Below are 25,097 nucleotides of genomic sequence, written 5' to 3' on the forward strand. Positions count from 1 at the left end.
TTCTCATTTTCCATCCCATGTATTTTTTGCATGAATATTGCCAACTTCGACCTCAACCTGCTTCGCGTGCTGGACATGCTGCTGCGCGAACAGAACGTGTCGCGGGCCGCCGAGCGCCTGGCGTTGACCCAGCCGACGGTCAGCAATGCGCTGGCACGCCTGCGCGACCTGCTGGGCGACCCGCTGCTGGTGCGCGTCGGCCGGCGCATGCGCCCCACCCCGCGCGCCCTGGCCCTGGAAGGCCCGATTCGCGCGGCCTTGCTGCAGATCGAACAAACCCTTGGCGCTGGTGACCGCTTCGACCCCAGGCTTAGCCACCGGCAACTGCGCATCGCTCTGACCGATTTCGCTGAACAGCTGTGCATGCCAAAGTTGCTGGCCACCTTGCAAACCCAGGCCCCGCACTTGCGCGTGGATGTGCTGCACCTGGCGCCCAACCTGCCTGCCGAAGCCCTCGACCGGGGCGAACTCGACCTGGTGCTGGGGCGCTTCGATGACGTGCCCGCCCGCTACGAACGGCGCCACTGGCGCAGCGAAACCCTGCACGTGGCGGTGCGCCAGGGCCACCCCGACGTGCAGGGCACACTCGACCTTGAGGCGTTTCTCGCCCTGCGCCACTTGTGGGTGCACGGCGGCCAGACGCGTGGCATGGTCGACCAATGGCTGGGGGAACAGGGTCTGGCCCGGCGCATCGTCTACACCACGCCCAATTACCTGCAGGCCGCGCACCTGGCCGCCAGCTCCGACCTGTGCGTGGTGCTGCCTACCGCCTTGGCCCGCCATTTCGCCAGGCTGCTGCCATTGCAGGTGTTCGAGCTGCCGTTCGCCCTGCAGCCTTTCCAACTGGAGCTGGTGTACCTTGCCCATCGTCAGCACGACCCGGCTTTGGCCTGGCTGGTGGCGCGCATCATGGACATCGGTGCTGGCTAAGCCATCGCAATTGGGCATGGGGAGCCATGCAAGAGTGGTATTGGTTCGCCAGCGAGCTCTGTCCTTAGAGTGTTTGCCCTCAGAACAGAACAATAAGGACCACCCCATGCACCTGCGCACCCTGCCCTGCCTGCTGGCCCTGGCGTTGCCCCACGCAACGCTGGCCGCCGAGCCGGCCAAGCAAGCCAGCGAGTTCACCCGCCAAAGCAACCAGCAATGGTTGCAGCGCCTGCCCTTCGACGACCGCAGCGACTTCGACAATGCCCGCCGCGGCCTGCTCGAAGCCGTCGACCAGCCCGTGGTCAATGCCGCCGGCAAGACCGTCTGGGACCTGCAGCGCTACGCCTTCCTGGCAGGCCATGCACCGGCCACGGTCAACCCGAGCCTGTGGCGCATGGCCCAGCTCAACACCCTTGCCGGGTTATACAAGGTCCGCGAGGGCATCTACCAGGTGCGCGGCCTGGACCTGGCCAACATGACCCTGATCGAAGGCGAGCACGGCCTGATCGTGATGGACCCGCTGCTGTCGGTGGAAACCGCCCGGGCCGGGCTGGCCATGTACATGCGCCATCGCCCGCAGCGGCCGGTGGTGGCGGTGATCTACACCCACCCGCACGTCGATCACTTCGGCGGGGTACGTGGGGTGGTCGACGAGGCGGACGTCAAGGCCGGTAAGGTACAGGTCATCGCCCCACAAGGGTTCTTCGAACATGCCGTCAGCGAAAACGTGCTGGCCGGCCCGGCAATGAAGCGCCGTGCGCAGTACATGTACGGCGCGCCACTGCCCCGCGGGCCACGCGGCCAGGTGGATGCCGGCCTCGGCAAAGGCGTGCCAGCCAATGCCACGGTCAGCCTGATCGCCCCGACCCGGCTGATCGAACAGTCCTTCGAGACCCTGCGCATCGACGGGGTCGACATTGAGTTCCAGCTCACCCCTGGCACCGAGGCGCCGGCTGAAATGAACCTGTGGTTTCCGCAGTTCAAGGCCTTGTGCATGGCCGAGAACGCCACCCACGTGCAGCACAACGTGCTGACCCTGCGCGGTGCCCAGGTGCGCGATGCCAAGGTGTGGGCGCACTACCTCGACCAGTCGCTGGTGCGCTATGGCGAGCAGGCCGACGTGGTGTTTGCCCAGCACCACTGGCCAACCTGGGGCAGCGCGGCGATACGCGACTACCTGGCCGATCAGCGCGGCATGTACGCCTTCATCGACAGCCAGACCCTGCGCCTGATCAACCGCGGCCTGGGCCCTACCGAAATCGCCGCCGAGCTGACCAGCTTGCCGCCCCGGCTGGCCAGCAAATGGTACAGCCGCGACTACTACGGCTCGCTCAGCCATAACGTGCGGGCGGTGTATCAGCGCTACATGGGCTTTTACGACGGCAACCCGGCAACCCTGGACCCTTTGCCGCCTGGCGAAGCCGGTACGCATTACGTAAAGGCCCTGGGTGGCGCCGAGCGGGTGCTGACCCTGGCCCGTGAGGCCTATAGCAGCGGTGATTACCGCTGGGTTGCCGAGCTGACGCGGCACCTGGTGTTCGCCCAGCCCGACAACCGCGCCGCGCGCGAGCTGCAGGCCGACGCCCTGGAGCAACTGGGCTATCAGAGCGAAAACGCCACCTGGCGCAACGCGTACCTGACCGGTGCGCAAGAGCTGCGCAACGGCGTGGCACCTGCCGCCAGCAAAGGCGGCAGCGCGGACGACCTGATACGCGCCCTGACCCCGACGCTGTTCTTCGACTACCTGGGTGTGCGCGTGGATGCCGCCAAGGCAGCCGAGCAGGACCTGACCATCAACTGGCACTTCACCGACCTGAACGACGACTACGCCTTGACCCTGCGTAACGGGGTGCTCACCCACCGCGACCACACCCGCCATGGGCAGGCAGATGTCGAAGTGAACATGAGCAAGGCGACCCTGGACCGCATCGCCCTGAAGCAGACCGGCTTTCTCAAGGAAGCAACCGTGGGTGATATCGCCATCAGGGGTGAGCGCGTCAAGTTCATGCGTTTCATGGCAGGGCTGGACGAGCCTGACGGGCGTTTCAATATCGTCACCCCTTGAATAACCAACAGCGCCGCCCTGAGACGAGCGGCGCTAAACCTGGCGCTTGCAAAGGGTATGACGGTGCTCGGAAGCGATGAGGGGCCTGTTTCAACGCAACCCTTGGCTGCGCAATGCCCCGGGGGAGAAGTAGGACGCATGGGTGCGTACGTCGAAGACGTATGGCCTGGGCTGCTCGTTGGTCAGGCCAGACAGCTGGTAGCGGCCAGTGCGCAGGTCATAGATCGCCTCCATGGCATTGACCAGCGCCTGGCCCGTGACGTGGTAGTAACTGTGCGCCTGGGCGGTGCGCCACAGCCGGCCCTCGTGGTCGAAGAAATCCGCCTCGAGGATGGCCCAGCTGTCTTCGTCCAGGTAATAGCGGCGGCTGGCGTACAGGTGCTTCGCCCCAGGCTTGAGGGTGCCCACCACTTCCCACACCCGGTGCAGTTCGTAGCGTGTGGGTTGCGGGTTGACATGGCCAGGCCCGATCAGCGCGGCATAACCGAGCAGCGGCGAAGCCAGACGGTAGCTGTTATACGGTACGTGCAGGGCCTTCTTGCCGACGAGGGTCCACTGGTAGAGGTCCGGGGCGCCGTTGAACATGTCGCGGCTGTCGGCGGTGCGCAGGCCGGCCGTGCCCGGGGTGATGCTGTCATAGGCCAGCGCCGGGGCGCGACGCACCCGCCGCTGGCTGCTGCTGTACAGCCACGAGAGGCGCGGTTGGGCCACCTGGTCGAGGGTTTCGTGCAGCACCACGGCATCGCCCGCCAGGCGCGACGGCGCGGTCATGCGGTAACTCAGGTAATACAGCACGTTGCCCGCCTGGCCGCCTTCCAGCCCGTCAGGGCGGGCGAAGTTCTGTTGCAGGCTGATCGTTGCGAAGCGGCCATCACCACGCGGGGTAATGCTGTCCGAGGCCAGGCTGTAGCTGCCGTTGCGCGGCCGCGTGAGGTGGTTCCACAACACCTGCAGGCCATTGCCCGGCCGGGGGAATGCCACCACGCCGGCGAAGCCCGCCACGCCGTTGCCGTGATTGACCAGGCGGGCGCTGGCGGCATTGTGCCGGGCCCACTCGCTGACACGTGGCGGCACCGCGACACTGCGATGCGAGGGGTACACCAGCAGGCGAAACGACTTGGGATAACGCTGCATCAAGGCCACCTGCCCCGCGGTCAACTGTTCGCGGTACTGGGTGTAGTTGCTGGCGCTGATCACATACAGCGGCCGCTCATCGGCATAGGGGTCCAGTGGCGTGCCGTTGACCGTCAGCGACACTTGTCCCGCGTGCAGGCCGCCGTTCCAGGCCGGAATGCGGCCGTCACTACTGGGCCCGCGTTCGGCCCCCACCGGCGTCAAGTCTACGGGCAGTGGCGCGGCCGCCACGCACAGGCTCAGCAGGCTGGCGTTGATGCACAGGGTGCTGCGCAGCAGGGCAAATGGCTTCATCGGGCTTGGCCTCTTGTTGTTGTGTGGTCCTGGCCGGCTTGCTTTGGCAAGCGCTTTCGGGGTGATACTAGGAGCCGCGCTCCGAACCCCACAAATAACGTGTTCGGATACGTGCCATATCAGTTCGGCATACCCTTGGAACCGCTCCGATGACCTTGAAACAGCTCCGCTATCTGATCGCCATCGTCGACGCTGGCAGCTTCTCTTCGGCTGCACGTCGCGCCTACATTGCCCAGCCGGCGCTGAGCAGGCAGATCGGCCTGCTGGAAAGTGAACTGGAAATGCAGTTGCTCGACCGCCAGCACGATGGCATTGCCCTGACCGATGCCGGGCGCCAGCTCTACGAGGTGGCCCGGCAAGTGGTACAGAAACTGGACTCGGTGAAGGATGAGCTGAAATCCAGCCGCGGCGACCCCAAGGGCCATGTGGCCATCTCCATTCCGGCCACGGCCGCCGACCTGCTGTTGCCGGAAATTCTCAGGCGCGCCGAACAGCGCTTCCCCGGCGTGACGCTGACCGTGTGGGATGGCCTCAGCCGTGAAGGCGGCCAGGCCATCGAGCTGGGCAAGGTGGACTTCGGCGTGGTACCCAATGCCGAAGAACTCGAGCATGTCGAGGCCGAGCCGATCTTCACCGAGGCGCTGTACTGGGTCGGTGCATCAGCCCCTGGCACCCCCGACACCATCAGCCTCGCCGAAGCCGCAGCCACCCGGCTGGTGCTGCCGCCCAGAACGCTGCACCTGCGCCGGCGCATAGAGCAAGCGGCGATGCAGGCCGCCGTGCCCCTGGCCGCCGCCTACGAACAGCAATCGGCGCCCGGCATCGCCAGCCTGGTGCGCGCGGGCCTGGCTGCGACCATCAGCAACTGGCCGCCACTGAGCACATTGCTGGAACCCACGGCGGCGCGGCGTATCGTCGAACCGGCCATCAGCCGCACCATTGCCCTGGCGCACTCCCAGCACAAGCCCCTGTCGTTCGCCGCCGGTTGCCTGCGCGACCTGGTGCGCAGCGTGCTGATCGACCTGGTCAACAGCGGCCGCTGGCGAGGCGAATTGATCGGCAAAGAAGCGCAGCCGCTGGAGGCCATGCCCGGCGCTCAGCTAGCGGTCTGAGCGCGCGCCTTCCCGCCAGCGGCAACCGGCACGCGCAGGCGCTGCTGGGTCAGCTGCGGGTTCAGCGTGGCCACCCCCACAAGCCCGGCCACTACTAGCACCGCGCCACATACCAGAAAGCCTTGGGCATACCCCGCCGGGTGTGCGCTGCCCGCGCCTTGAACCAGCAAGCCCGTCACCAGCGGTGCTGCCAGCCCGGCCAACGAGGCAATGCCATTGCCCATGGCGAGGATGCCGCCGCGCTGGGCCGCCGGGGTGAACTCGGCGAGCATGGCCGGGCCCACGGAATACATCACCAGCGCCAGGCCCCCACTGAGCGTCAGCGCGGCAACCCTTGCTACTGTACTGAGGCCAGGCAGCATCAGCGACGCCGACAACAGGCCAGCCAGTATCAGGCACACTGAAACGAACACGCCGCGTGCCACACGTGACGGCACGCGGCGACGCATCAGGCGCTGGGAGAACCAGGCCAGTAGCAAGCTCAGCGGCGTGGTCACGACCACGAACATCACGAAGAGGCGGCCGGTCTGCAGCGGGTCGATACCCAGGCCAACCTGGAGGTAGCTGGGCACCCAGGTCAGCGTGAGCGCCAACGACCAGTTGGCGGCAAAGTGGCACAGGTAGTTGCCCAGCACGCTGGGGTCCCCCAGCAGCCGGCGATAGGGAATAGCCGGTTCATCGGCCTTGAGCTGGCTGGCGCGCAGGCGCTCGAGGGTGCCCTCCTGGCCCAGCCGCCACCACAGCAGGCTCCACAGCAGGCCGATCAGCGCCAGGATGATGAAATTGGTCCGCCAGCCGTAATGCAGGCTGACCCAGGGGATCATCGCCCCTGCCACCAGCAGCCCCATGGCACTGCCGGCATGCAGCAGGGCCACTGGCAGGTTGCGTCGGTCGTTGGGGAACCACTTGTACAGTGCATGGGTGGCCACCGGCGATGCCGGCCCCTCACCGATGCCCAGCAGCACCCGGCAGGCAACGATGGCCCACAGTGAGGTGGCGAACAGCATGGGCAGCTGGATCAGCGCCCAGAACAGGCCCATGCCCAGCAGCAAGGTGCGGGTGGGGCGCCGGTTGGCCATGAAGCCACCGACCACGGCGGAGATCGCGAAGAACCAGTGCAAGGCGCCGCCGATCAGGCCGAACTCGGTAGCCGTCAGGCCCAGTTCGGCGCTCATCGGCACCGCTACCAGGCCGATGACCACCTTGTCGAGAAAGTTGACCAGCATCAGCAGGGCCAGCAGCGCGGCCACCAGCCAGGCGGTACGGGGGTTGGGCAGGGAAGAATCCGCAGTCATGGGGAGTACTCTTGTTATTGTTGTGGGGCGATGCAAAAAGGCCGCCGACAGGGCGGCCCATCGGTCAGGCAGGCATCAGCACCCCTTTGGCGATGGTGTTGCGCTGGATCTCGCTGGTGCCGGTGAGGATCCGCATCATCCGCGTGGCGCGGAATATCCACTCCACTGGGTGGCCCTGCAACAGCCCGGCACCGCCGTGCACCTGCACCGCCTTGTCGGCGATGCGGAACGCCGCCTCGGAGACGAACAATTTGCACATCGGCGCCTGGGTGCGGATATCGCCCCCGGCATCGTTCACCTGGGCCGTGGCGTACACCATGCTGCGCGCAGCGTGCAGCTCGGTGGCCATGTCGGCGATCATGTGGTTGACCGCCTGGAACATGGCAATGGGCTGGCCGAACTGCTTGCGGCTGCGCGCATGCTCGATCGACAGGTTCAGGGCCAAGCCGGCCATCCCCAGCAGGGTCGGGCAATGCAGCAGGCGGTTGAGGGTGATCCGCCCCATGGCCAGTTTGAACCCCTGCCCCTCCTCGCCGATCAGGTTGGCCGCCGGCACACGCACCTGATCGAGCAGGATGTCGCCATGGGCACCGCCACCAGACATCACCGCATAATCGCTGTTGATGCGCACCCCTGGGGCGTCAAGGTCGACGAAGAATGCCGAAATACCCTCGGCGCCCTTCCCTGGCCCGGTCACCGCCAGCAACACGGCCAGGTCGGCGTACGTGGCTCCGGAGATGTACCGCTTGCTGCCGCTGAGCACATAGTGGTCGCCGTCGCGACGTGCCTGGGTGCTGATGGCGGTGGCGTCGGAGCCGGCCTCGGCTTCGGTCAGGGCGAAGCACACGGCCTTTTCAGCACTGCACACCGGCTTGAGAAAGCGCTCGACCTGGTAGGGGCTTGCCACCTTGAACAGGTGGCCGACCCGCGGCGGCCCCGACAGCTCGCCCAACACGTGTGAGGCCAACATGGAGCCGGTCAGCACCGTGGCCTCCTTGACCGCGCACAGGTCGGCCACGTTCAGGCCGGCACCGCCCATGCTTTCAGGCAGCATGACGGTGTAAAGGCCCTGCTCGCTGGCGAGCTTCCACACCTGGCGCAGCACTGGTTGCGGATGCGGGCGCGCCCAGTCCAGCTGGGCTTGCTGCTCCAGCGGGCGTACCTGGTCACGGACGAAACCTTCGATTGCTTCGATAATCTGCGCAGCTTTGGCACTGGGTTGGTACATGGTCATGCTCCTGGTCAGATGCGACGTTCGCTGTGTTGCCAGTAGGTGTCCCGGACCAGGCGGCGCACCACCTTGCCATTAGGGTTTTTTGGCAGTTCGCTGACAAAATCGACGCCGCGCGGCTTCTTGAAACCGGCCAGCGCCCGGCCGCAACGCTCGATCAGCTCATCGACCTGCAGCTGTGCGCCCGCCTTGAGCACCACCACCGCACGCACCGCTTCGCCCCACTGCGGGTCCGGCACGCCGACCACCGCCACCTCGAACACCTCGGGGAAGCCGTAGATCACCTGCTCCACCTCGCTGGGGTACACGTTGAACCCGCCGGAGATGATCATTTCCTTCTTGCGGTCGACAATGAACAGGTACCCCTGTGCATCGACCGTGGCCAGGTCGCCCGTGAGGTAATAACCGTCGCGCATCACTTCGGCGGTGAGCGCCGGGGCGCGCCAATAGCCCTGCATCACGTCCGGGCCCTTGACCACGATCTCGCCAACTTCACCGGGGGCTACATCCTCGAAGGCTTCGTTGACTACCCGCAGGTCGGTCTCGAAGTAGCACCGCCCGCAAGAGGCCAGGCGCTGGTAATTGCCGTCTTCCACCAAATGGTCCTGCTCGGTCAGCACAGTGACCAGCGAGCAGGTTTCCCCGGCGCCGTAGCCTTGTACGAGGATTGGCCCGAACAGTTCGATGGCCTTTTTCACCAGGGCCGGGGCCATGGGTGCGGCGCCATACATGACCAGCTTCAGGCTGGACAGGTCGAAGTGTTCGACGCCGGGGTAGTTGACCAGGCGATTGATCATTGCCGGTACTAGGAACAGCCGCGTAACCCGCTCGCGCTGGATGGTTTCCAGCAACAGGCGGTCGTCATACCGATCAAGCAACAGGTTGCAGGCGCCCACCGCCAGTAGCGGCATGATCTGCATGCCGCTGGCATGGGTGATAGGCCCCACGTGGGCCATGACGTCGCCCGGCCCGGAGCGGCGTATGGGGCTGGCAATGCTCTTGCGCACCAGCGCCTTGCGGTTGCCGAACGACAGCATCGCGGCCTTGAGCACGCCCGAGCTGCCAGAGGTGTAATGCAGCACGGCCAGCGCATCGTCGGCCGGGTCCAGCCCCAGCGGTGCCTCGCTGCCAAGCTGCAGCAACGCGCAATAGCCCAGGTCGCCCCCTTGGCCGTCCAGCACGATCAGCTGGCGCAGCAGCGGCAACTCCGCGCGTCGGGCAGCCAGCAACTCGGCAAAGCGCGCGTCGGTGATCAGTGCGACAGTGCAGGAGTCTTCCAGTACCCGCACCACTTCATCCACCGACAGCCGCGCATTGATCGGCACCTTGACCATCGCCGCCTTGTACAGCGCCACTTCCGCTTCGACCAGTTCCACGCGGTTGGCGGCAAGAATCGCCACATGCTCGCCAACGCCCACGCCAAGCGTACCCAGCGCTGACGCCAGGCGGTTGCTGCGCCGTTCCAACTGCGCGTAGGTCAGGCGCGTCTGGCTGTCCGCCACGGCGATGTGGTCCGCCCAGTAGCGGGCACTTCGGGTAATGATCGATCCAAGGTTCACGTTATTGTTCTCGTCGACAGAAAGACATCGACGATGCTAATCAGCTGTGCGCGTGCAGATGAAATACCAGATTCAGATGTAGGCCATACCTTTATTGGCTGGCACCCGCAAGCGGCCGCCGACAGCTCGGTGATCGTCCGGGGGATTGCGGGCGCTCAGCTGTAATACTTCAAAGGAGGTGTCAGCGCTGATGAAGCGCTTTTTTCAGTAAAAAACAACGCCCCGCACAAGTCGGGGCGTGTAAGGCCGATCAGTGGGCTTTCACACAGTCTGACTAGCTCTGCTCCAAACGGGGTTATTTCTCCATAACGTCGTTCGACCGAAGGTAAACCTGTATCGACGTGCAGAGCCGAGCATTGAATCACATCAGCGGTCAGAAATCGTCCGGTGGGCTCTTCTCGAACTTCCACTCTGTGTGTTTTCGAGCTTGTTCAAAACTCTTGCAGTTGTAAATGAATTCATTGCGATCAGCGTCTTTCGAAAGACTGGCGAGGATCTGATCGTACGTGCTACCCGAACAATTCTTCTCGTTTGGGGCAGGTACTTTCTCATCCGCCTGTGCTGACAGGCTACACGCCATAACGATGGCTGCGGAAATTCCCACTATGTGTTTCATAACGTCCTCATTCATGACTCAGGGTAATCCGGTACCCTGATCTACCTAGGCACGAGTGACAGGAGGTCCTGAATCGCCCGCGCATTGCACAGTTTGCATGGGTTGCTGGCCCCGGATCATAGCGGATGGGGCGAAGGATGTCTCGGTTCATCGGGAAGGGATTCCAGAGCGCATCCAGTCAAAGGCCGATGCTGCCGGATCCCATTTCACTGACTGGCCCAGGCAACGGTACCAGACGGAAAATTAATGCAATGCGTGCGAACTGGCCCAGCAGTAGATGCTGGGCCAGAAGAGTGAGTTAAAGCAATACAGTGGCCAGCATCCCCAAGGCCCCTAGGATAAAGCCAATGAGCGCTCCCCGTCCTGGGAATTCATGAAAAAGAGACCACACGATTACGGGCTCGAGAAGCAACAACGAGGTGACCGATACTACGGTGACGATCCAGATGTCACCGACTGCAACGTATCCAAGCCAGTATGCCGCCAGTAGGCAAATCCCTGCAAAACACATCAGCACCAAGGGAAAGCTGATAGCGCCCCATGAAGCACTTCCCGTCTGCGCGAGTTTAGCGACCACGACCTCACTGTAGATTGCACAGAACTCACCGACCACCATTAAACCTAGAGCAGAAACTCCGAATAATTCTTTGGACATATCAAAAACTCCTTCGTATTCAGGGCAATATTTTTCCGCTCCCAGCTAGCGATACCACTGACTAAGAGTTCGTTGCAGGAATACGAAGCCGCCTTGAACAGGCCTGAATTACCGAAATATTTTCCCATGCTCATGTCCTTCGAAGGAAGTGAGTCTCAGCACAAACCGAGACACCGGCCTGATAATACGGCCCTTGCCCCATTCTGAACAACCAGTACCGCGTCAGCATGACGAAAGCTGCCCGATGCACCGAGTTCTTCATCACCAGGCAGCATCGGTGTGTGATCTGAAAGCGCAGACTGATGCGCAAGAGAAATCCAACGGGCGCCGCAAGACCGGCCTAGGCTCTGTACGAAAAGGGATGTCGCAAACACCGCATGGAACAAACCAGAGATACCGTAACGGCGCAAAACTCAAACCAGAGCCAGCAGTAATGGCGATCGGAGGCCTGGGTTTGCAGTGCTCCTTTGCGTGAGTGTCTGCAATGGGTCGCAAGCTTCCGGTCGTGGATGACCGCTACCGACCCAATGCAGACACTTGATACCGACGCCGCTTAGCAACCGATCGGTCATCCAGGTACGATGCCGGCATGCACTAGTGCCGCGATAATAAACGGAGACTTTTTCTCCAGATACTCAGCCATCCCACCTGTATTGCTCGACTCAAGTTGGAGCTTCAGCGCTTCATATTGCTGGCGCATCAAGGCATCGCATCTAAGCAAATCTCTGAACCCCACCATCTGGGTGATCGCAAGGTGGCCACGGACACAAGCGTGGAGCTTGTGCGTGCGAATCCCATCCACATTACGCCGATAGAAATGATGCCCTTCCGATAAGTCGCTTCCTCGCACATATCCCAAGCCCATCAACACCTCATCCCGCGCCGAGGCGTTGCTATGATCGTGAACCTCGATGAGCACATCGATCTCAGGCTTCGCCGCGAGCCCTGGAACGGAGGTACTTCCAACATGCTGTATGGCGATCAGTTCATCGCCAAAGGCCGAAGCGATGAGTGGCTTGTCTGCCAGAAAGCGGGCGGGCCAAGTGAGGTCATAGGGAGTGATTTTGCTGGTCAGTGCCATTTCCGTTCCTTGGAGGCTAGTACCTGATACTCCGAATGTTCCCTCAATACTTGTGAATTCGCCAGCCACTGATAACGATACCCCGGCCATGCGGCAATTCAGTAGATCAAATTCGAATCTGATCGAGGTTGGGTAGCTGTCTTGTCTACCATGTGCTTCTGGCCGACTGCCCCCATGTGAAGGGCAGCAATGAGTCGGTCACCATTACCCTTACCTAGGTTGTAGTGCGCTGCTCCGTGAATCCGATCAAACCTGATTGAGTGTCTGGGCGATCTCCTGTGCAAATGCCTGTGGCTGCTCAAGCATCATCAGATGGCCCACCTCACGCATGATGGTGACACTGGCCGACTGTGCTATCGCCCAGTCAGGTACATCCCATTCGGCCCGGGAGCGCTCTCCGGCCAGCAGGTGCACAGGAATAGAAGAAAATACCGCCTTCAAGGCATCGTGGTAATCATCACCTACGGTCTCGACCAGCACTGATCGGGCCATGGCTTGCACTGTGCTGGAGGGTTGATGAGCCAACCGGGCCATAGCAACCTCAAGGCGTTGCTGGCTAGAAGCAACCCCTGCGCGCTCCATCCAGGCTTTCGGATTTGCACGATAGTCGGCTAGCAGAGCCTCTGTTTCTTGCGCAGACATTTTTGCCACACTAGAAGACCAGAACGCATCTTTCAGTGAAAAATTGCCCTCTACGCTTGTGATGCTGGCTACTTGATCTCGATAACGCCTCGCATAGAGCATGGCTACAACTCCGCCCACGGAGTGACCGACCAGGTGTACTCGCCTACCTGGGCGTGCTTGCCGATCTCTCGGTGCAGGTGCTCGATCTGAGAAGGGATATTCACGTTGCATGGCGTAACACCACTTAGACGGCCATACCCAAGCAGGTCAGGCACGAAGACCGGAAGCGGAGACAGGCGCTTATGCAGGGTGCTGTGATCAAGGCAGCCGATGAGGCCGCTGATGAACACTACGGGCGTATGCTTGGGTATGAATGCACCCGATGGCATGAAGAATGATCGATCTTGCACGCTTGAGTTGGGTTCTCGCCAGACCCTGTTTATTGCATTGACGCATGTACTGACGGTGAGCAAGCAAAGAGCTTGCCCGTGCACCCGTTTGAAGACAGCACACATCAGGCGAGCGCAGAAAGCTACTCAGCCGCCTGCATCAGATCCAGCGTAATGTTGTCTGGCCCGGTCACATACACCACCAGCGTACCCTTGCGTGGGCCTGCGGGAATCGGTTGAGGCGTACCCCTGGCCTTCCAGCCCGCTTGCTCGATGCGACCGAGTACGGCGTGCATGTCTTGCACGCTCAATGCCAGATGCGCTGAGCCAATCGCAGATGCCGTAGGCGGGGTGACACCGTGGCGGGCACCCTGCGAATATTCCAGCAGTTCCACTCGGCTGCCATCCGGCCCTTTCACTATCGCCGTTCGCACCTTCGGGTCGGCGGTGCCGGTTACATCGAGAATGAATGGTCCTCCCATTTCCGACTGGCGTTCGAGTGTGAAACCAAGCCCGATTGTCCAGAAGCGAATGGCTTCTTCCAGTGAGCTGACGGCGAAGCCAATATGATCGACGGCATAGACACTGTGGTTGGAATTCATCAAGTCATCCTTCAAGGGGGGGGGGACGGTCACGTCCGACCGGCATCAACCATGGCGGGCCGATCCTCGCAGGTTTGGGGATCAGGTACCGCCCCCGTATAACTGCCGCCACACCTATGCGACAATACGCTCAATGTCTGGTCTCAACCCCACATTTATCGCCCAACAGCTCGGGCATGGCGTGCAGATGCTCTTATCGACTTATGCGCGCTGGATTGACTCGTCCAACCACTGGTCAGAACTGGAAAAGCGCCAGACTGGTACCAAATTGGTCCGCAGCTGCGAAGAAGCCACGTAAGTTATTGATAGGTAAGCTCCTTGATCTCCACCGCCAACATCACCATGCAGTTCGGCTCCAAGCCGCTGTTCGAAAACGTTTCTGTCAAATTCAACAACGGCAACCGCTACGGCCTGATCGGCGCCAACGGCTGCGGCAAGTCGACTTTCATGAAGATCCTCGGCGGTGACCTGGAGCCTTCGGGTGGCCAGGTCATGCTCGAACCCAACACCCGCCTGGGCAAGCTGCGCCAGGACCAGTTCGCCTACGAGGAATTCACCGTCATCGACACGGTGATCATGGGCCACGGCCAGCTGTGGAAGGTCAAGGCTGAGCGCGACCGTATCTACTCGCTGCCGGAAATGTCCGAGGAAGACGGCATGGCCGTCGCCGAACTGGAAACCGAATTCGCCGAAATGGACGGCTACACCGCCGAGTCGCGCGCCGGCGAACTGCTGCTGGGCCTGGGTATTCCGCTGGAGCAGCACTTCGGCCCGATGAGCGAAGTGGCCCCTGGCTGGAAGCTGCGTGTGCTGCTGGCCCAGGCGCTGTTCTCGGACCCGGACGTGCTGCTGCTCGACGAACCGACCAACCACCTGGACATCAACACCATCCGCTGGCTCGAAACGATCCTCACGGCGCGTAACAGCACCATGATCATCATTTCCCACGACCGCCACTTCCTCAACAGCGTGTGCACCCACATGGCTGACCTGGACTACGGCGAGCTGCGCCTGTTCCCGGGCAACTACGACGAGTACATGACGGCCGCCACCCAGTCGCGCGAGCAATTGTTGGCGGACAACGCCAAGAAGAAAGCCCAGATCGCCGAACTGCAGACCTTCGTCAGCCGCTTCTCGGCGAACGCGTCGAAAGCCAAGCAGGCCACTTCGCGCGCCAAGCAGATCGACAAGATCCAGCTGGCCGAAGTGAAACCGTCCAGCCGCGTCAGCCCGTTCATTCGCTTCGAGCAGACCAAGAAGCTGCACCGCCAGGCCGTGGTCGTCGAGAAAATGGCCAAAGCCTTCGATGACAAGGTGCTGTTCAAGAACTTCGACCTTACCGTGGAAGCGGGTGAGCGCGTGGCGATCATCGGCCCGAACGGTATCGGCAAGACCACCCTGCTGCGTACCCTGGTCGGCGAAATGACCCCGGATGCCGGTTCGGTGAAGTGGACCGACAGCGCCGAAGTCGGCTACTACGCGCAAGACCACGCCCACGACTTCGAAGACGACATGACCCTGTTCGACTGGATGGGCCAGTGGACATCCGGCGAGCAGGTGATCCGCGGCACCCTGGGGCGCATGCTGTTCTCCAACGACGAGATCCTCAAGTCGGTGAAGGTGATTTCCGGTGGTGAACAAGGCCGCATGCTGTTCGGCAAGCTGATCCTGCAAAAACCCAACGTGCTGGTGATGGACGAACCGACCAACCACCTGGACATGGAGTCGATCGAAGCACTCAACCTGGCGCTGGAAAACTACCCAGGCACCCTGCTGTTCGTCAGCCACGACCGCGAATTCGTTTCGTCGCTGGCTACCCGCATCATCGAGCTCTCGGCCGATGGCGTGGTGGACTTCAGCGGTACCTACGACGACTACCTGCGTAGCCAGGGTGTGTTGGTCTGATTGAGCGGTAAGGCCTGGCCGCCATCGGCGGCTAGGCCTTGCGCCACAGCGCAGGCCTCTCCACGAAAAATTCGTTAGCCTGCTTTCATTTCCTTCGCGCAACGGCCATGATGGGTTCACGCCCAACCGCCCGCCCGCGAACGAGCCCATGACCGCGCAACAACCTGCTCCCCCCAGCGATAGCTTGCACATAACCCTGCAAATCCTGTCGATTGTCTTCTACACCTTCATTGCCTTCCTCTGCATCGGCCTGCCGATCGCGGTACTGCCCAGCCATGTGCACGATCAGCTGGGCTTCGGCGCCGTGATAGCGGGCGTGACCATCGCCTTGCAATACCTGGCCACCCTGCTCAGCCGGCCATTAGCCGGCAAGGTGGCCGATACCTTGGGCGGCAAGCGGGCAATACGCTATGGCCTGCTGGGTATCGCCGGCTGCGGCGTGCTGACCCTGCTGTCCGCCTGGGCGCTGAACCTGCCAACCCTCAGCCTGGGCCTACTGCTTGCCGGGCGCCTGCTGCTGGGCATAGCCCAGGGGTTGATCGGCGTGGCGACCCTGAGCTGGGGAATCAGCCAGGTCGGCCCTGAACACACCGCCCGGGTCATTTCATGGAACGGCATCGCCTCTTACGGTGCCATCGCCATCGGCGCGCCGGTGGGGGTGCTGGCCGTGGACGGGCTGAGCTTCAGCGTGCTGGGCCCGGCGCTGCTGGGGTTGGCAGCCATTGCCCTGCTGGTGCTGCGCAAACGCCCCGACGTGGCTGTGACGCGCGGCGAGCGCCTGCCCTTCTGGTCGGCGTTCGGCCGGGTGGCGCCGTGTGGTGTTGGCCTGACCCTCGCTTCCATCGGGTACGGCACCCTGACCACCTTTGTCACCCTGTATTACCTTGAGCGTGGCTGGGCCGGAGCAGCCTGGTGCCTGAGCGCGTTTGGCGTGTGCTTCATCATCTCCCGGCTGCTGTTCGTCAACGCGGTCAATCGCTTTGGTGGCTACAACGTCGCGGTCGCCTGCATGGCCACCGAAGTGCTCGGCCTTGGCCTGCTGTGGCTGGCGCCCTCACCACCGTGGGCGTTGCTGGGCGCCGGGCTGACCGGCTTTGGGCTGTCGCTGGTGTACCCGGCACTGGGCGTCGAAGCCATCAGGCAGGTACCCAGCAGCAGCCGGGGTGCCGGGCTGAGCGCCTACGCGGTGTTCTTCGACATGGCCCTGGCCCTCGCCGGGCCGGTAATGGGGGCGGTTGCCGCGCACCTGGGCTATGCCTCGATCTTCTGCGTGGCCGCCCTGCTGGCACTGGCCGGCGTCGGGCTGACGCTGCTACTGGCGCGCCGTGGCCGTGGCCGCTGAGCGCTCGGCCAATTGCGGCGCCCCCAGCGCCTCGCTGAAGAACGCTGCGGTTTCACGTTGCAGTGAGTGGTGGATATGCCGACGGTCAACGCCTTCGGCATCCTTGCACAGCACCGGCATGCGCTGGTATTGCTCGGCATCGCAACGGGCCATGAACACGAAATGCCCTGCACCGGCCAACAGTCGGTAATCCGGTGTGACTGGCAGCTTGCGGGCCAGCGCTGCGGCGTTGCGGTCCACGGCCACCAACTGGTCGCTGTCGCCGCTGTAGATCAGTGCCGGCACCTGCACCCCGGCCAGGGCATGCCGCCCGAACAGCAGGCTGAGCGGCGCCATCAACATCACCGCGCCGACACGCGGGTCGGCCTTGGGGCCAAGCTCACTGCGGTCGGCTATCAATATGCCGTGGGTCTTGCAGGCGTCGGCGTCGTTGGGGCGTTCCAGGCAGTACTGGCGCAAACGCTCCAGGTCCGGGTGCGCGCCAGACAAGATCAACGCCGTTTCACCACCCGCCGAGTAGCCGATCACACCCACCTTGCCGTCCGTCAGGTACGGGCCCACCACGCTGTCTGCGCGGGCCGCGGTGATCGCCGCGCTGAGCTGCAACGGCCGGCCATACAGATTGCTCAGGGTGCCCAGGCGGCTGTGGTCGCGGGTGTTGTCCCCGGGGTGGACCACCGCCACCACCACGAACCCTGCGCGCGCCAACGCCGTAGCCAGGTAATGCAACGCCAGCGGGCTGCCGGTATTGCCGTGCGACAGCACCAACAGCGGGAAGCGCCCCATGGCGATGGGGGCCTCTTCGGCCACCTCGAGCGGGTAGCCATCGATACGGCTACTGCGGGCCTGGCCCAGCGCTGGGTAGAACGCCAGCGCCTGCATTGGCCGGTTATCGACCGGGTCGGTCAGGGTCATGTGATGCAGGCCTGCTGCCCATTGCGCAGCCTCGGCATGGGCCAGCAGGCAGGCACACAGCGCCAGCGTCAACACGCAACGGGGGAGAGTCATCGGCCAGCGGCTCCTTGCGTGGCAATGCGATAACCCAGCATAGGCCTGGCCCCGCAGGCGCCGCATGAAAACTGGATGAAACTGGCGTTATGCCAGGCCTGCACGCGCACCCTGCATTTGCGCCTGGCGGCGAACCCGTGGCATAGATGACGGTCAACGGTTTTATCTGACCGCTTCAGCGCCCTTGAAGGAGTTTCATGCATGAGCAAACCCGCCTACGTGCCACCCAAGGTCTGGCGCCCTGACGCTGCATCCGGGGGCCAGTTCGCCAGCATCAACCGCCCTGTCGCCGGCCCTACCCACGACAAGGACCTGCCCAAGGGCGAGCAACCGCTGCAGCTGTATTCGCTGGCCACGCCCAACGGCGTGAAGGTCACCATTGCCCTGGAAGAGCTGCTTGAGCTCGGCCACGCTGGCGCGGAGTACGATGCCTGGCTGATCCGCATCGGCGAAGGCGACCAGTTTTCCAGCGGCTTCGTCAAGGTCAACCCCAACTCCAAGATCCCCGCGCTGCTCGACTGCAGCCAGGAACCACCGGTGCGTGTATTCGAGTCCGGCTCGATCCTGTTGTACCTGGCAGAAAAGTTCGGTGCCCTGCTGCCGACAGCGCCTGCTGCCCGCACCGAGTGCCTGAACTGGCTGTTCTGGCAGATGGGGGCGGCGCCGTACCTGGGTGGCGGCTTTGGTCATTTCTATGTGTACGCGCCGGAGAAGTTCGAGTACGCCATCAACCGCTTCACCATGGAAGCCAAGCGTCAGTTGGATGTGCTTGACCGGCGCCTGGCCGAAAGCCGCTACCTGGGCGGTGAGGCATACAGCATCGCCGATATTGCCGTGTGGCCCTGGTACGGCCAGCTGGTACTGGGCAACCTGTATGGCGCAGCAGAGTTCCTGGCGGTGCATGAGTACCCGAATGTGCAGCGCTGGGCGCAAGAGATTGCCCAGCGCAACGCAGTGCAACGCGGCACCCGGGTGAACCGCACCTGGGGCGACGAAGCCAGCCAGGTGCCTGAACGGCATTCGGCTGCGGATCTGAACAACTGATACAACGCGCGCCGAAGGTGGCCCTGTGGTGATACAGGGCCGCCTCTGCCAATGCCTGCCGCGTACTCGGGCATGACAATGCCCACCTGCACAAAATCATTTGCCCCTGCGCAAACCTGCGTCGGCGTAGCCCTTCTTGTACACTCCCCGCAATAGCCCCCACCTGTACATTGTTTGGTGAACGCATGATCGAGGTAACCGAGGTTTCCATTGCCGAGCTGCGCGACGCGCTCGAATCGGGCCGCACGACGGCGGTCGAGCTGGTCAAGGCCTACCTGGCCCGCATTGATGCCTACGACGGCGCCGACACGGCCACCGCCCTGAACGCCGTAGTGGTGCGCAACCCGCAGGCGCTGCAGGAAGCCGAGGCCTCCGATGCCCGCCGCGCCAAAGGCCAGCTGCTGAGCCCGCTGGACGGCATTCCCTACACTGCCAAGGACAGCTACCTGGTCAAAGGCCTGACTGCGGCATCGGGCAGCCCGGCCTTCAAAGACCTGGTGGCCCAGCGCGACGCTTTCACCATCGAGCGCCTGCGCGCCGCCGGGGCCATATGCCTGGGCAAGACCAACATGCCGCCCATGGCCAACGGGGGCATGCAGCGCGGTGTGTATGGCCGCGCCGAAAGCCCGTACAACGCCCATTACCTGACCGCGCCGTTCGCCTCGGGCTCGTCCAACGGCGCCGGCACGGCTACCGCCGCCAGTTTCAGCGCCTTTGGCCTGGCCGAAGAAACCTGGTCCAGTGGCCGCGGCCCCGCCTCGAACAATGGCCTGTGCGCCTACACGCCCTCGCGTGGGGTGATTTCGGTGCGCGGCAACTGGCCGCTGACCCCGACCATGGATGTGGTGGTGCCCTATGCGCGCACCATGGCCGACCTGCTGGAGGTACTCGACGTCGTGGTCGCCGATGACCCCGACAAGCGTGGCGACCTGTGGCGCCTGCAGCCCTGGGTGCCCATCCCTGCGGCCTCGGCGGTGCGCCCGGCGTCGTACCTGGACCTGGCCGCCGATGCCGGCGCCCTCAAGGGCAAGCGCTTCGGCGTGCCGCGCATGTACATCAATGCCGACGACGCAGCCGGCACTTCGCAAAAGCCCGGTATCGGGGGCCCTACCGGCCAGCGCATCCACACCCGCGCGAGCGTTATCGCCCTGTGGCAACAGGCCCGTCAGGCCCTGGAAGCGGCCGGCGCGCAAGTGGAGGAAGTCGATTTCCCGCTGGTGTCCAACTGCGAAGGGGACCGCCCCGGCGCACCCACGGTGTACAACCGCGGCATCGTCAGCAAGGAATTCCTGCACGACGAGCTCTGGGAGCTGTCGGGCTGGGGCTTCGATGATTTCCTGCGCGCCAATGGCGACCCCAAGCTCAACCGCCTGGCGGATGTCGATGGCCCTCAGATTTTCCCGCACGACCCGGGCACCCTGCCCAACCGCGAGGACGACCTGGCAGCCGGCATGGACGAATACGTCAACATGGCCAAGCGTGGCCTGAAGACCTGGGACCAGATCGAGACCCTGCCCGATGGGCTGCGCGGCCTGGAGCGGACCCGCAAGCTGGACCTGGAAGACTGGATGGACGCCCAAGGCCTGGACGCCGTGCTGTTCCCCACCGTGGCCGATGTCGGCCCGGCGGATGCCGACGTCAACCCGGTATCGGCAGACATCGCCTGGAGCAACGGCGTCTGGGTGGCCAATGGCAACCTGGCGATCCGCCACCTTGGCGTACCGACCGTGACCGTACCGATGGGCGTCATGGCCGACATCGGTATGCCGGTGGGCCTGACCTTCGCCGGGCGGGCCTACAGCGACAATGCCCTGCTGACCTTTGCGGCCGCCTTTGAAGCGACCGGTTCGCGCCGCATTGTGCCGCCGCGCACCCCCGCGCTGGGTTGACCCCCCACGGCAACGCCCTTCAGGCAACCGTCGCTAAAATCAACGATTCGTGTAAATATACACAAATCGTTGATTTAAGCGGCTCGTTGCCCATGACACCCACTGCCGAGCGCCAGCTCACCCTCACCGTGCTCAAGGCCGCCATCCAGGCCTTGGGCAGCGTTGCCGCGCGCAACATGGAAATCCTCCTGCACGACCTCGACCACCCCGAGCACTCGGTGGTGGCTATCGTCAATGGCCACCTTTCCGGTCGCAGCATCGGCAGCCCGATCCTTGCCGCCCCGGAACAGGATCAGGGTTTCAAGGCACTGATGCGGGCCTCGGCCGACCAGCAGGGTTGTGAGCCGGTGGTGCTGCCCGACTACCCCACTACCCTCAAGGGCCGCACGCTGCGCAGCGCCACCGCGATATTCCGCGACAGCAGCGGGCACCCGTTTGCCAGCCTGTGCGTGAACACCGATGTTACCGGCCTGGATGCGGCCATGCAGTTCCTCCAGCACTTCCAGCCCCTGGGCGCTACGCCGACCGCCAACGAGCCTGCCGACATGGCGCTGCTGATGAGCGAGATCATCCAGGGCGCACTGCAGCGCAACGGCCAAGGGCGAATGAACAAGCAGGCCAAGCTCGAAGCTGTGCGCGTGATGCAGGAGCGTGGCCTGTTCATCGTCAAGGGCGGCGTCGAGAAGGCCGCCAGCGCACTCGGCGTGACCCGCTACACCATCTACAACTACCTCGAACAACTGCGCGGAGCCAGCCTATGACCTTGCACATCCCTACGCCCCTGATCGAATCACGCCCGCTGTCGCTGGCTGCCGGGCGCAACATCTGGCTCAAGCTTGACGCCCTGCAGCCTTGTGGCTCGTTCAAGCTGCGCGGGGTGGGCCACGCCTGCGAGGTTCACTACGCGCGGGGTGCCAGGCACCTGGTGTCGTCATCGGGGGGCAATGCCGGCCTGGCGGTGGCCTACGCCGGGCGCAAACTGGGGGTGCCGGTGACCGTGGTGGTGCCCGAGACCACCACCGAACGGGCCAAGGAGCTGCTGCGCCTGGAAAATGCCAAGGTACTGGTACACGGCAGCTCGTGGCAGGAAGCCAACGAACTGGCACTGACCTTGGTAGGCGCTGGCGATGCCTTCATTCACCCCTTCGACGACCCGCTGCTGTGGGCCGGGCATGCCAGCCTGGTCGACGAAGTGGTTGCGACCGGCTTCAAGCCCGATGCGGTCGTGCTGTCGGTGGGGGGTGGCGGGCTGCTCAGCGGCGTGGTCGAGGGGCTGCAACGCAATGGCTGGGCGGACGTGCCGGTGCTGGCCGTGGAGACGACCGGCGCTGCCTCGCTGCACGCGGCCATGCAAGCCGGACACACCGTGGCGTTGCCGCGCATTGCCTCGATCGCCGGCTCGCTGGGTGCCAAGCGGGTGGCCGAACAGGCGCTGGCCTGTACGCGTCGGCAACCGGTACACAGCCACCTGGTCAGCGACCGTGCCGCGCTGCAGGCTTGCGAGCGCTTTCTGCAAGACCATCGGCTACTGGTGGAGCCCGCCTGTGGCGCCGCGTTGGCGCTGGCCTATGACGCCAGCGCCATGGCGCGTTACCCGAACGTGCTGGTGGTGGTATGCGGGGGTGCTACCGCCACTTTGGAACAGATACAGGCGTGGTTGCGACAGGTCGACTGATACGGGCTGTCATCTGTCTGTTTCCTTTGCCGTGTATCACTGAACCCGACACTGCCGGCGACTCTGCCCGGCAGTGGCAGCCACGCAAAGGAAAAATGCCCTGCGCCCTTTCGATCTGCGGCAAGGGAAGGCACAATGCGTGTCCTTTTTTTGGCCGGCCTGGCCGGGGGCCTTTAAATGATCAAGACGCCGTACTACCTCATCGATAAAACCAAGCTGCTCAGCAACATGGAGAAGATCGCCTACGTGCGCGAACACTCCGGTGCCAAGGCACTGCTCGCCCTCAAGTGCTTTGCCACCTGGTCGGTATTCGACCTGATGCAGCAGTACATGGACGGCACCACCTCGTCTTCCCTGTTCGAGCTCAAGCTCGGCCGCCAGAAGTTTGCCGGCGAGACCCACGCCTACAGCGTGGCCTGGGCCGACGACGAGGTCGAGGAAATGCTCGAGAACTGCGACAAGATCATCTTCAACTCGATCGGCCAGCTGCAACGCTTTGCCGACCAGTCCGAAGGCAAGGTGCGTGGCCTGCGCGTCAACCCGCAGGTCAGCAGCTCCGACTACCTGCTGGCCGACCCGGCCCGGCCGTTCAGCCGCCTGGGCGAATGGGACCCGGCCAAGATCGAGCAGGTGATCGGCCAGATCTCTGGTTTCATGTTCCACAACAACTGCGAGAACGGTGACTTCGGCCTGTTCGACAAGATGCTCACGCACATCGAAGAGCGCTTCGGCCACCTGCTGCACCAGGTCGAGTGGGTCAGCCTGGGCGGCGGCATCCACTTCACCGGTGAAGACTACGCAGTAGACGCTTTCTGCGCGCGCCTCAAGGCCTTCGCACAAACCTACGGGGTGCAGGTGTACCTGGAGCCTGGCGAAGCCGCCATCACCAACAGCGCCTCGCTGGAAGTGACCGTGCTCGACACCTTGTACAACGGCAAGCACCTGGCCGTGGTCGACAGCTCGATCGAAGCGCACCTGCTCGACCTGCTGATCTACCGCCTGAACGCCAAGATGGCCCCCAACGACGGCGAGCACACCTACATGGTCTGCGGCAAATCGTGCCTGGCCGGTGACATCTTCGGTGAGTACCAGTTCGACCGCCCATTGGCCATTGGCGATCGCCTGTCGTTCGTAGATACGGCCGGTTACACCATGGTCAAGAAAAACTGGTTCAACGGTTTGAAAATGCCGTCCATCGCGGTCAAGCAACTCGACGGCAGCGTCGAGGTCGTCCGTGAGTTCGGTTTTGAAGACTACGTTTCCAGCCTGTCGTAAGGCCGGCTTCCCAAGTAAGGAGCAACAGGTAAATTGAAGAAGAACGTTCTTATCATTGGTGCAGGAGGTGTCGCCAAGGTGGTGGCCCACAAGTGCGCGCAGCATAACGACGAACTGGGTCGTATCGCTATCGCGTCACGGAACATCTCCAAATGCCAGGCCATCATCGACAGCGTCAAGGCCAAGGGTAGCCTCAAGGTTCCCGCCGACATCCAGGCCTTCTCGCTCAATGCCCTCGATGTCGAGGCCACCAAGGCGCTGATCCGCGAGACCGAGTCGCAGATCGTGATCAACGTCGGTTCCGCCTTCCTCAACATGTCGGTGCTGCGTGCCTGCATCGATACCGGTGTCGCCTACCTGGACACCGCCATCCACGAAGAGCCGGGCAAGATCTGCGAGACCCCGCCGTGGTACGGCAACTACGAGTGGAAACACCTCGAAGAGTGCCAACAAAAGAACATTACCGCCATTCTCGGGGTCGGCTTTGACCCGGGTGTGGTCAACAGCTACGCAAAACTTGCGCAGCAACAGTATTTCGACAGCATTGATTCGATCGACATTCTCGACGTCAATGCCGGTTCGCATGGCAAGTACTTCGCCACCAACTTCGACCCGGAAATCAACTTCCGCGAGTTCACCGGGCAAGTGTGGAGCTGGCAGAACAGCCAGTGGACCAGCAACACCATGTTCGAAGTCAAGCGTACCGACGACCTGCCGGTAGTCGGCTCGCAAAACCTGTACCTCACCGGCCATGACGAAGTTCACTCGATTTCGAAGAACCTCAACGTGCCGAACGTACGCTTCTGGATGAGCTTCGGCGAGCACTACATCAATGTGTTCACGGTGCTGAAAAACCTTGGCCTGCTCAGCGAGCAGCCGGTGAAAACGGCCGAAGGCCTGGAAGTGGTGCCGCTGAAAGTGGTCAAGGCCGTGCTGCCAGACCCGGCCTCGCTGGCCCCGGGCTACACCGGCAAGACCTGCATCGGCGACCTGGTCAAAGGCACCAAGAACGGTCAACCGCGCGAAGTGTTCATCTACAACGTGGCCGACCACGAAGAGGCCTACGCCGAAACCGACAGCCAGGGCATCTCCTACACCGCAGGCGTACCGCCAGTGGCTGCGGCCCTGCTGGTTGCCCGTGGCGAGTGGGATGCCAAACGCATGGTCAACGTCGAGGAGCTGCCAGCCGAGCCGTTCCTCAAGGCGCTGGACGTGATGGGCCTGCCGACCCGCGTCAAGGATGAAAAAGGTGACCGTCCTTGGGACGCTGAAGCCTAAGCGGTAAACGAGTAGGAGGCGGGTTCACACCCGCCGTCCTCTCACACCACCGTGCGTACGGTTCCGTACACGGCGGTTCAAGTTATGCGGCTAA

The 25,097-nt window shown here is 63.3% G+C and carries 21 protein-coding genes; 11 read left to right on the plus strand and 10 right to left on the minus strand.

Annotated features, from left to right (window positions below; translation table 11 throughout):
- Positions 1-30: 30 nt before the first annotated feature.
- Both GYA94_RS14500 and GYA94_RS14505 read left to right on the plus strand, forming a co-directional pair.
- Entirely contained in the window at positions 31-930 is a 900-nt protein-coding gene (locus tag GYA94_RS14500; RefSeq protein WP_110678362.1) for a LysR family transcriptional regulator, read from the plus strand.
- Positions 931-1,036: 106 nt separating this feature from the next.
- Positions 1,037-2,995: an alkyl/aryl-sulfatase gene (locus tag GYA94_RS14505; RefSeq protein ID WP_161892556.1), complete on the plus strand. Its 1,959-nt coding sequence runs from the start codon at positions 1,037-1,039 to the stop codon at positions 2,993-2,995.
- Positions 2,996-3,085: 90 nt separating this feature from the next.
- Here GYA94_RS14505 and GYA94_RS14510 read toward each other — a convergent pair whose 3' ends face one another.
- A complete protein-coding gene (locus GYA94_RS14510; protein WP_161892557.1) occupies positions 3,086-4,423 on the minus strand; it encodes a DUF1329 domain-containing protein in 1,338 nt (445 codons plus the stop codon).
- A 149-nt stretch (positions 4,424-4,572) separates the two neighbouring features.
- On the opposite strand from GYA94_RS14510, the gene GYA94_RS14515 reads away from it, so the two are divergent.
- Positions 4,573-5,535: a LysR family transcriptional regulator gene (locus GYA94_RS14515; RefSeq protein WP_110678356.1), complete on the plus strand. Its 963-nt coding sequence runs from the start codon at positions 4,573-4,575 to the stop codon at positions 5,533-5,535.
- Here the strand turns inward: GYA94_RS14515 and GYA94_RS14520 are convergent.
- The 8 genes from GYA94_RS14520 to GYA94_RS14555 all read right to left on the minus strand — a co-directional run bounded on the left by GYA94_RS14520 (position 5,520) and on the right by GYA94_RS14555 (position 13,587).
- On the minus strand, positions 5,520-6,830 hold the full coding sequence (locus GYA94_RS14520; protein WP_161892558.1) for an MFS transporter: 1,311 nt from the start codon (positions 6,828-6,830) through the stop codon (positions 5,520-5,522). The two genes, GYA94_RS14515 and GYA94_RS14520, sit on opposite strands and share 16 nt — an antisense overlap.
- Before the next feature lie 64 nt (positions 6,831-6,894).
- On the minus strand, positions 6,895-8,058 hold the full coding sequence (locus GYA94_RS14525) for an acyl-CoA dehydrogenase family protein (protein ID WP_110678352.1): 1,164 nt from the start codon (positions 8,056-8,058) through the stop codon (positions 6,895-6,897).
- A gap of 14 nt (positions 8,059-8,072) precedes the next feature.
- The gene (locus tag GYA94_RS14530; protein ID WP_161892559.1) at positions 8,073-9,620 is read right to left on the minus strand and encodes an AMP-binding protein; all 1,548 of its coding nucleotides are present in this window, start codon (positions 9,618-9,620) and stop codon (positions 8,073-8,075) included.
- Positions 9,621-9,993: 373 nt separating this feature from the next.
- Entirely contained in the window at positions 9,994-10,251 is a 258-nt protein-coding gene (trbK, locus tag GYA94_RS14535; RefSeq protein ID WP_308936449.1) for an entry exclusion lipoprotein TrbK, read from the minus strand.
- Positions 10,252-10,534: 283 nt separating this feature from the next.
- A complete protein-coding gene (locus GYA94_RS14540; protein ID WP_110678346.1) occupies positions 10,535-10,891 on the minus strand; it encodes a hypothetical protein in 357 nt (118 codons plus the stop codon).
- A gap of 568 nt (positions 10,892-11,459) precedes the next feature.
- Positions 11,460-11,972: a GrpB family protein gene (locus tag GYA94_RS14545; protein WP_161892560.1), complete on the minus strand. Its 513-nt coding sequence runs from the start codon at positions 11,970-11,972 to the stop codon at positions 11,460-11,462.
- Between the two features lie 246 nt (positions 11,973-12,218).
- Complete coding sequence (locus tag GYA94_RS14550) at positions 12,219-12,734, minus strand: alpha/beta fold hydrolase (RefSeq protein WP_255326934.1); 516 nt, start codon at positions 12,732-12,734, stop codon at positions 12,219-12,221.
- A gap of 394 nt (positions 12,735-13,128) precedes the next feature.
- Positions 13,129-13,587, minus strand: a complete 459-nt coding sequence (locus GYA94_RS14555; protein ID WP_161892561.1) for a VOC family protein — start codon at positions 13,585-13,587, stop codon at positions 13,129-13,131.
- 318 nt (positions 13,588-13,905) lie between these two features.
- Here GYA94_RS14555 and GYA94_RS14560 point away from each other — a divergent pair, with 318 nt between their 5' ends.
- Together GYA94_RS14560 and GYA94_RS14565 are read left to right on the plus strand one after the other, a co-directional pair.
- Entirely contained in the window at positions 13,906-15,492 is a 1,587-nt protein-coding gene (locus GYA94_RS14560) for an ABC-F family ATPase (protein WP_009686613.1), read from the plus strand.
- Positions 15,493-15,640: 148 nt separating this feature from the next.
- The gene (locus GYA94_RS14565) at positions 15,641-16,834 is read left to right on the plus strand and encodes an MFS transporter (RefSeq protein WP_161892562.1); all 1,194 of its coding nucleotides are present in this window, start codon (positions 15,641-15,643) and stop codon (positions 16,832-16,834) included.
- On the opposite strand, the gene GYA94_RS14570 is transcribed toward GYA94_RS14565, so the two are convergent.
- A complete protein-coding gene (locus GYA94_RS14570) occupies positions 16,805-17,842 on the minus strand; it encodes an alpha/beta hydrolase family protein (protein WP_161892563.1) in 1,038 nt (345 codons plus the stop codon). The genes GYA94_RS14565 and GYA94_RS14570 overlap by 30 nt on opposite strands.
- Before the next feature lie 201 nt (positions 17,843-18,043).
- Here GYA94_RS14570 and yghU point away from each other — a divergent pair, with 201 nt between their 5' ends.
- The 6 genes from yghU (at position 18,044) to GYA94_RS14600 (ending at position 25,003) form a co-directional block, all read left to right on the plus strand.
- Positions 18,044-18,886 (plus strand): glutathione-dependent disulfide-bond oxidoreductase, encoded by an 843-nt coding sequence (yghU, locus tag GYA94_RS14575; RefSeq protein WP_161892564.1) that lies wholly within the window; start codon positions 18,044-18,046, stop codon positions 18,884-18,886.
- 185 nt (positions 18,887-19,071) lie between these two features.
- A complete protein-coding gene (locus GYA94_RS14580; RefSeq protein WP_161892565.1) occupies positions 19,072-20,775 on the plus strand; it encodes an amidase in 1,704 nt (567 codons plus the stop codon).
- 92 nt (positions 20,776-20,867) lie between these two features.
- Complete coding sequence (locus GYA94_RS14585; RefSeq protein WP_167524224.1) at positions 20,868-21,536, plus strand: helix-turn-helix transcriptional regulator; 669 nt, start codon at positions 20,868-20,870, stop codon at positions 21,534-21,536.
- Complete coding sequence (locus tag GYA94_RS14590) at positions 21,533-22,450, plus strand: pyridoxal-phosphate dependent enzyme (protein ID WP_125854399.1); 918 nt, start codon at positions 21,533-21,535, stop codon at positions 22,448-22,450. Before GYA94_RS14585 ends, GYA94_RS14590 begins: the two co-directional genes overlap by 4 nt.
- A 177-nt stretch (positions 22,451-22,627) precedes the next feature.
- The gene (locus GYA94_RS14595) at positions 22,628-23,725 is read left to right on the plus strand and encodes a carboxynorspermidine decarboxylase (protein WP_009686603.1); all 1,098 of its coding nucleotides are present in this window, start codon (positions 22,628-22,630) and stop codon (positions 23,723-23,725) included.
- Between the two features lie 33 nt (positions 23,726-23,758).
- Positions 23,759-25,003, plus strand: coding sequence for a saccharopine dehydrogenase family protein (locus tag GYA94_RS14600; protein WP_054903974.1), 1,245 nt, complete (start codon positions 23,759-23,761; stop codon positions 25,001-25,003).
- Positions 25,004-25,097: the final 94 nt, after the last annotated feature.

It is taken from the genome of Pseudomonas juntendi (assembly GCF_009932375.1).
GTDB lineage: Bacteria > Pseudomonadota > Gammaproteobacteria > Pseudomonadales > Pseudomonadaceae > Aquipseudomonas > Aquipseudomonas juntendi.

Excerpts from the sequence above, each read along its gene's own strand:
- GYA94_RS14500 (WP_110678362.1), top strand. The coding sequence starts at position 31 with ATGAATATTGCCAACTTCGACCTCAACCTGCTTCGCGTGCTGGACATG.
- GYA94_RS14505 (WP_161892556.1), top strand. The coding sequence starts at position 1,037 with ATGCACCTGCGCACCCTGCCCTGCCTGCTGGCCCTGGCGTTGCCCCAC.
- GYA94_RS14510 (WP_161892557.1), bottom strand. The coding sequence starts at position 4,423 with ATGAAGCCATTTGCCCTGCTGCGCAGCACCCTGTGCATCAACGCCAGC.
- GYA94_RS14515 (WP_110678356.1), top strand. The coding sequence starts at position 4,573 with ATGACCTTGAAACAGCTCCGCTATCTGATCGCCATCGTCGACGCTGGC.
- GYA94_RS14520 (WP_161892558.1), bottom strand. The coding sequence starts at position 6,830 with ATGACTGCGGATTCTTCCCTGCCCAACCCCCGTACCGCCTGGCTGGTG.
- GYA94_RS14525 (WP_110678352.1), bottom strand. The coding sequence starts at position 8,058 with ATGTACCAACCCAGTGCCAAAGCTGCGCAGATTATCGAAGCAATCGAA.
- trbK (WP_308936449.1), bottom strand. The coding sequence starts at position 10,251 with ATGAATGAGGACGTTATGAAACACATAGTGGGAATTTCCGCAGCCATC.
- GYA94_RS14540 (WP_110678346.1), bottom strand. The coding sequence starts at position 10,891 with ATGTCCAAAGAATTATTCGGAGTTTCTGCTCTAGGTTTAATGGTGGTC.
- GYA94_RS14545 (WP_161892560.1), bottom strand. The coding sequence starts at position 11,972 with ATGGCACTGACCAGCAAAATCACTCCCTATGACCTCACTTGGCCCGCC.
- GYA94_RS14555 (WP_161892561.1), bottom strand. The coding sequence starts at position 13,587 with ATGAATTCCAACCACAGTGTCTATGCCGTCGATCATATTGGCTTCGCC.
- GYA94_RS14565 (WP_161892562.1), top strand. The coding sequence starts at position 15,641 with ATGACCGCGCAACAACCTGCTCCCCCCAGCGATAGCTTGCACATAACC.
- GYA94_RS14570 (WP_161892563.1), bottom strand. The coding sequence starts at position 17,842 with ATGACTCTCCCCCGTTGCGTGTTGACGCTGGCGCTGTGTGCCTGCCTG.
- yghU (WP_161892564.1), top strand. The coding sequence starts at position 18,044 with ATGAGCAAACCCGCCTACGTGCCACCCAAGGTCTGGCGCCCTGACGCT.
- GYA94_RS14580 (WP_161892565.1), top strand. The coding sequence starts at position 19,072 with ATGATCGAGGTAACCGAGGTTTCCATTGCCGAGCTGCGCGACGCGCTC.
- GYA94_RS14585 (WP_167524224.1), top strand. The coding sequence starts at position 20,868 with ATGACACCCACTGCCGAGCGCCAGCTCACCCTCACCGTGCTCAAGGCC.
- GYA94_RS14590 (WP_125854399.1), top strand. The coding sequence starts at position 21,533 with ATGACCTTGCACATCCCTACGCCCCTGATCGAATCACGCCCGCTGTCG.
- GYA94_RS14595 (WP_009686603.1), top strand. The coding sequence starts at position 22,628 with ATGATCAAGACGCCGTACTACCTCATCGATAAAACCAAGCTGCTCAGC.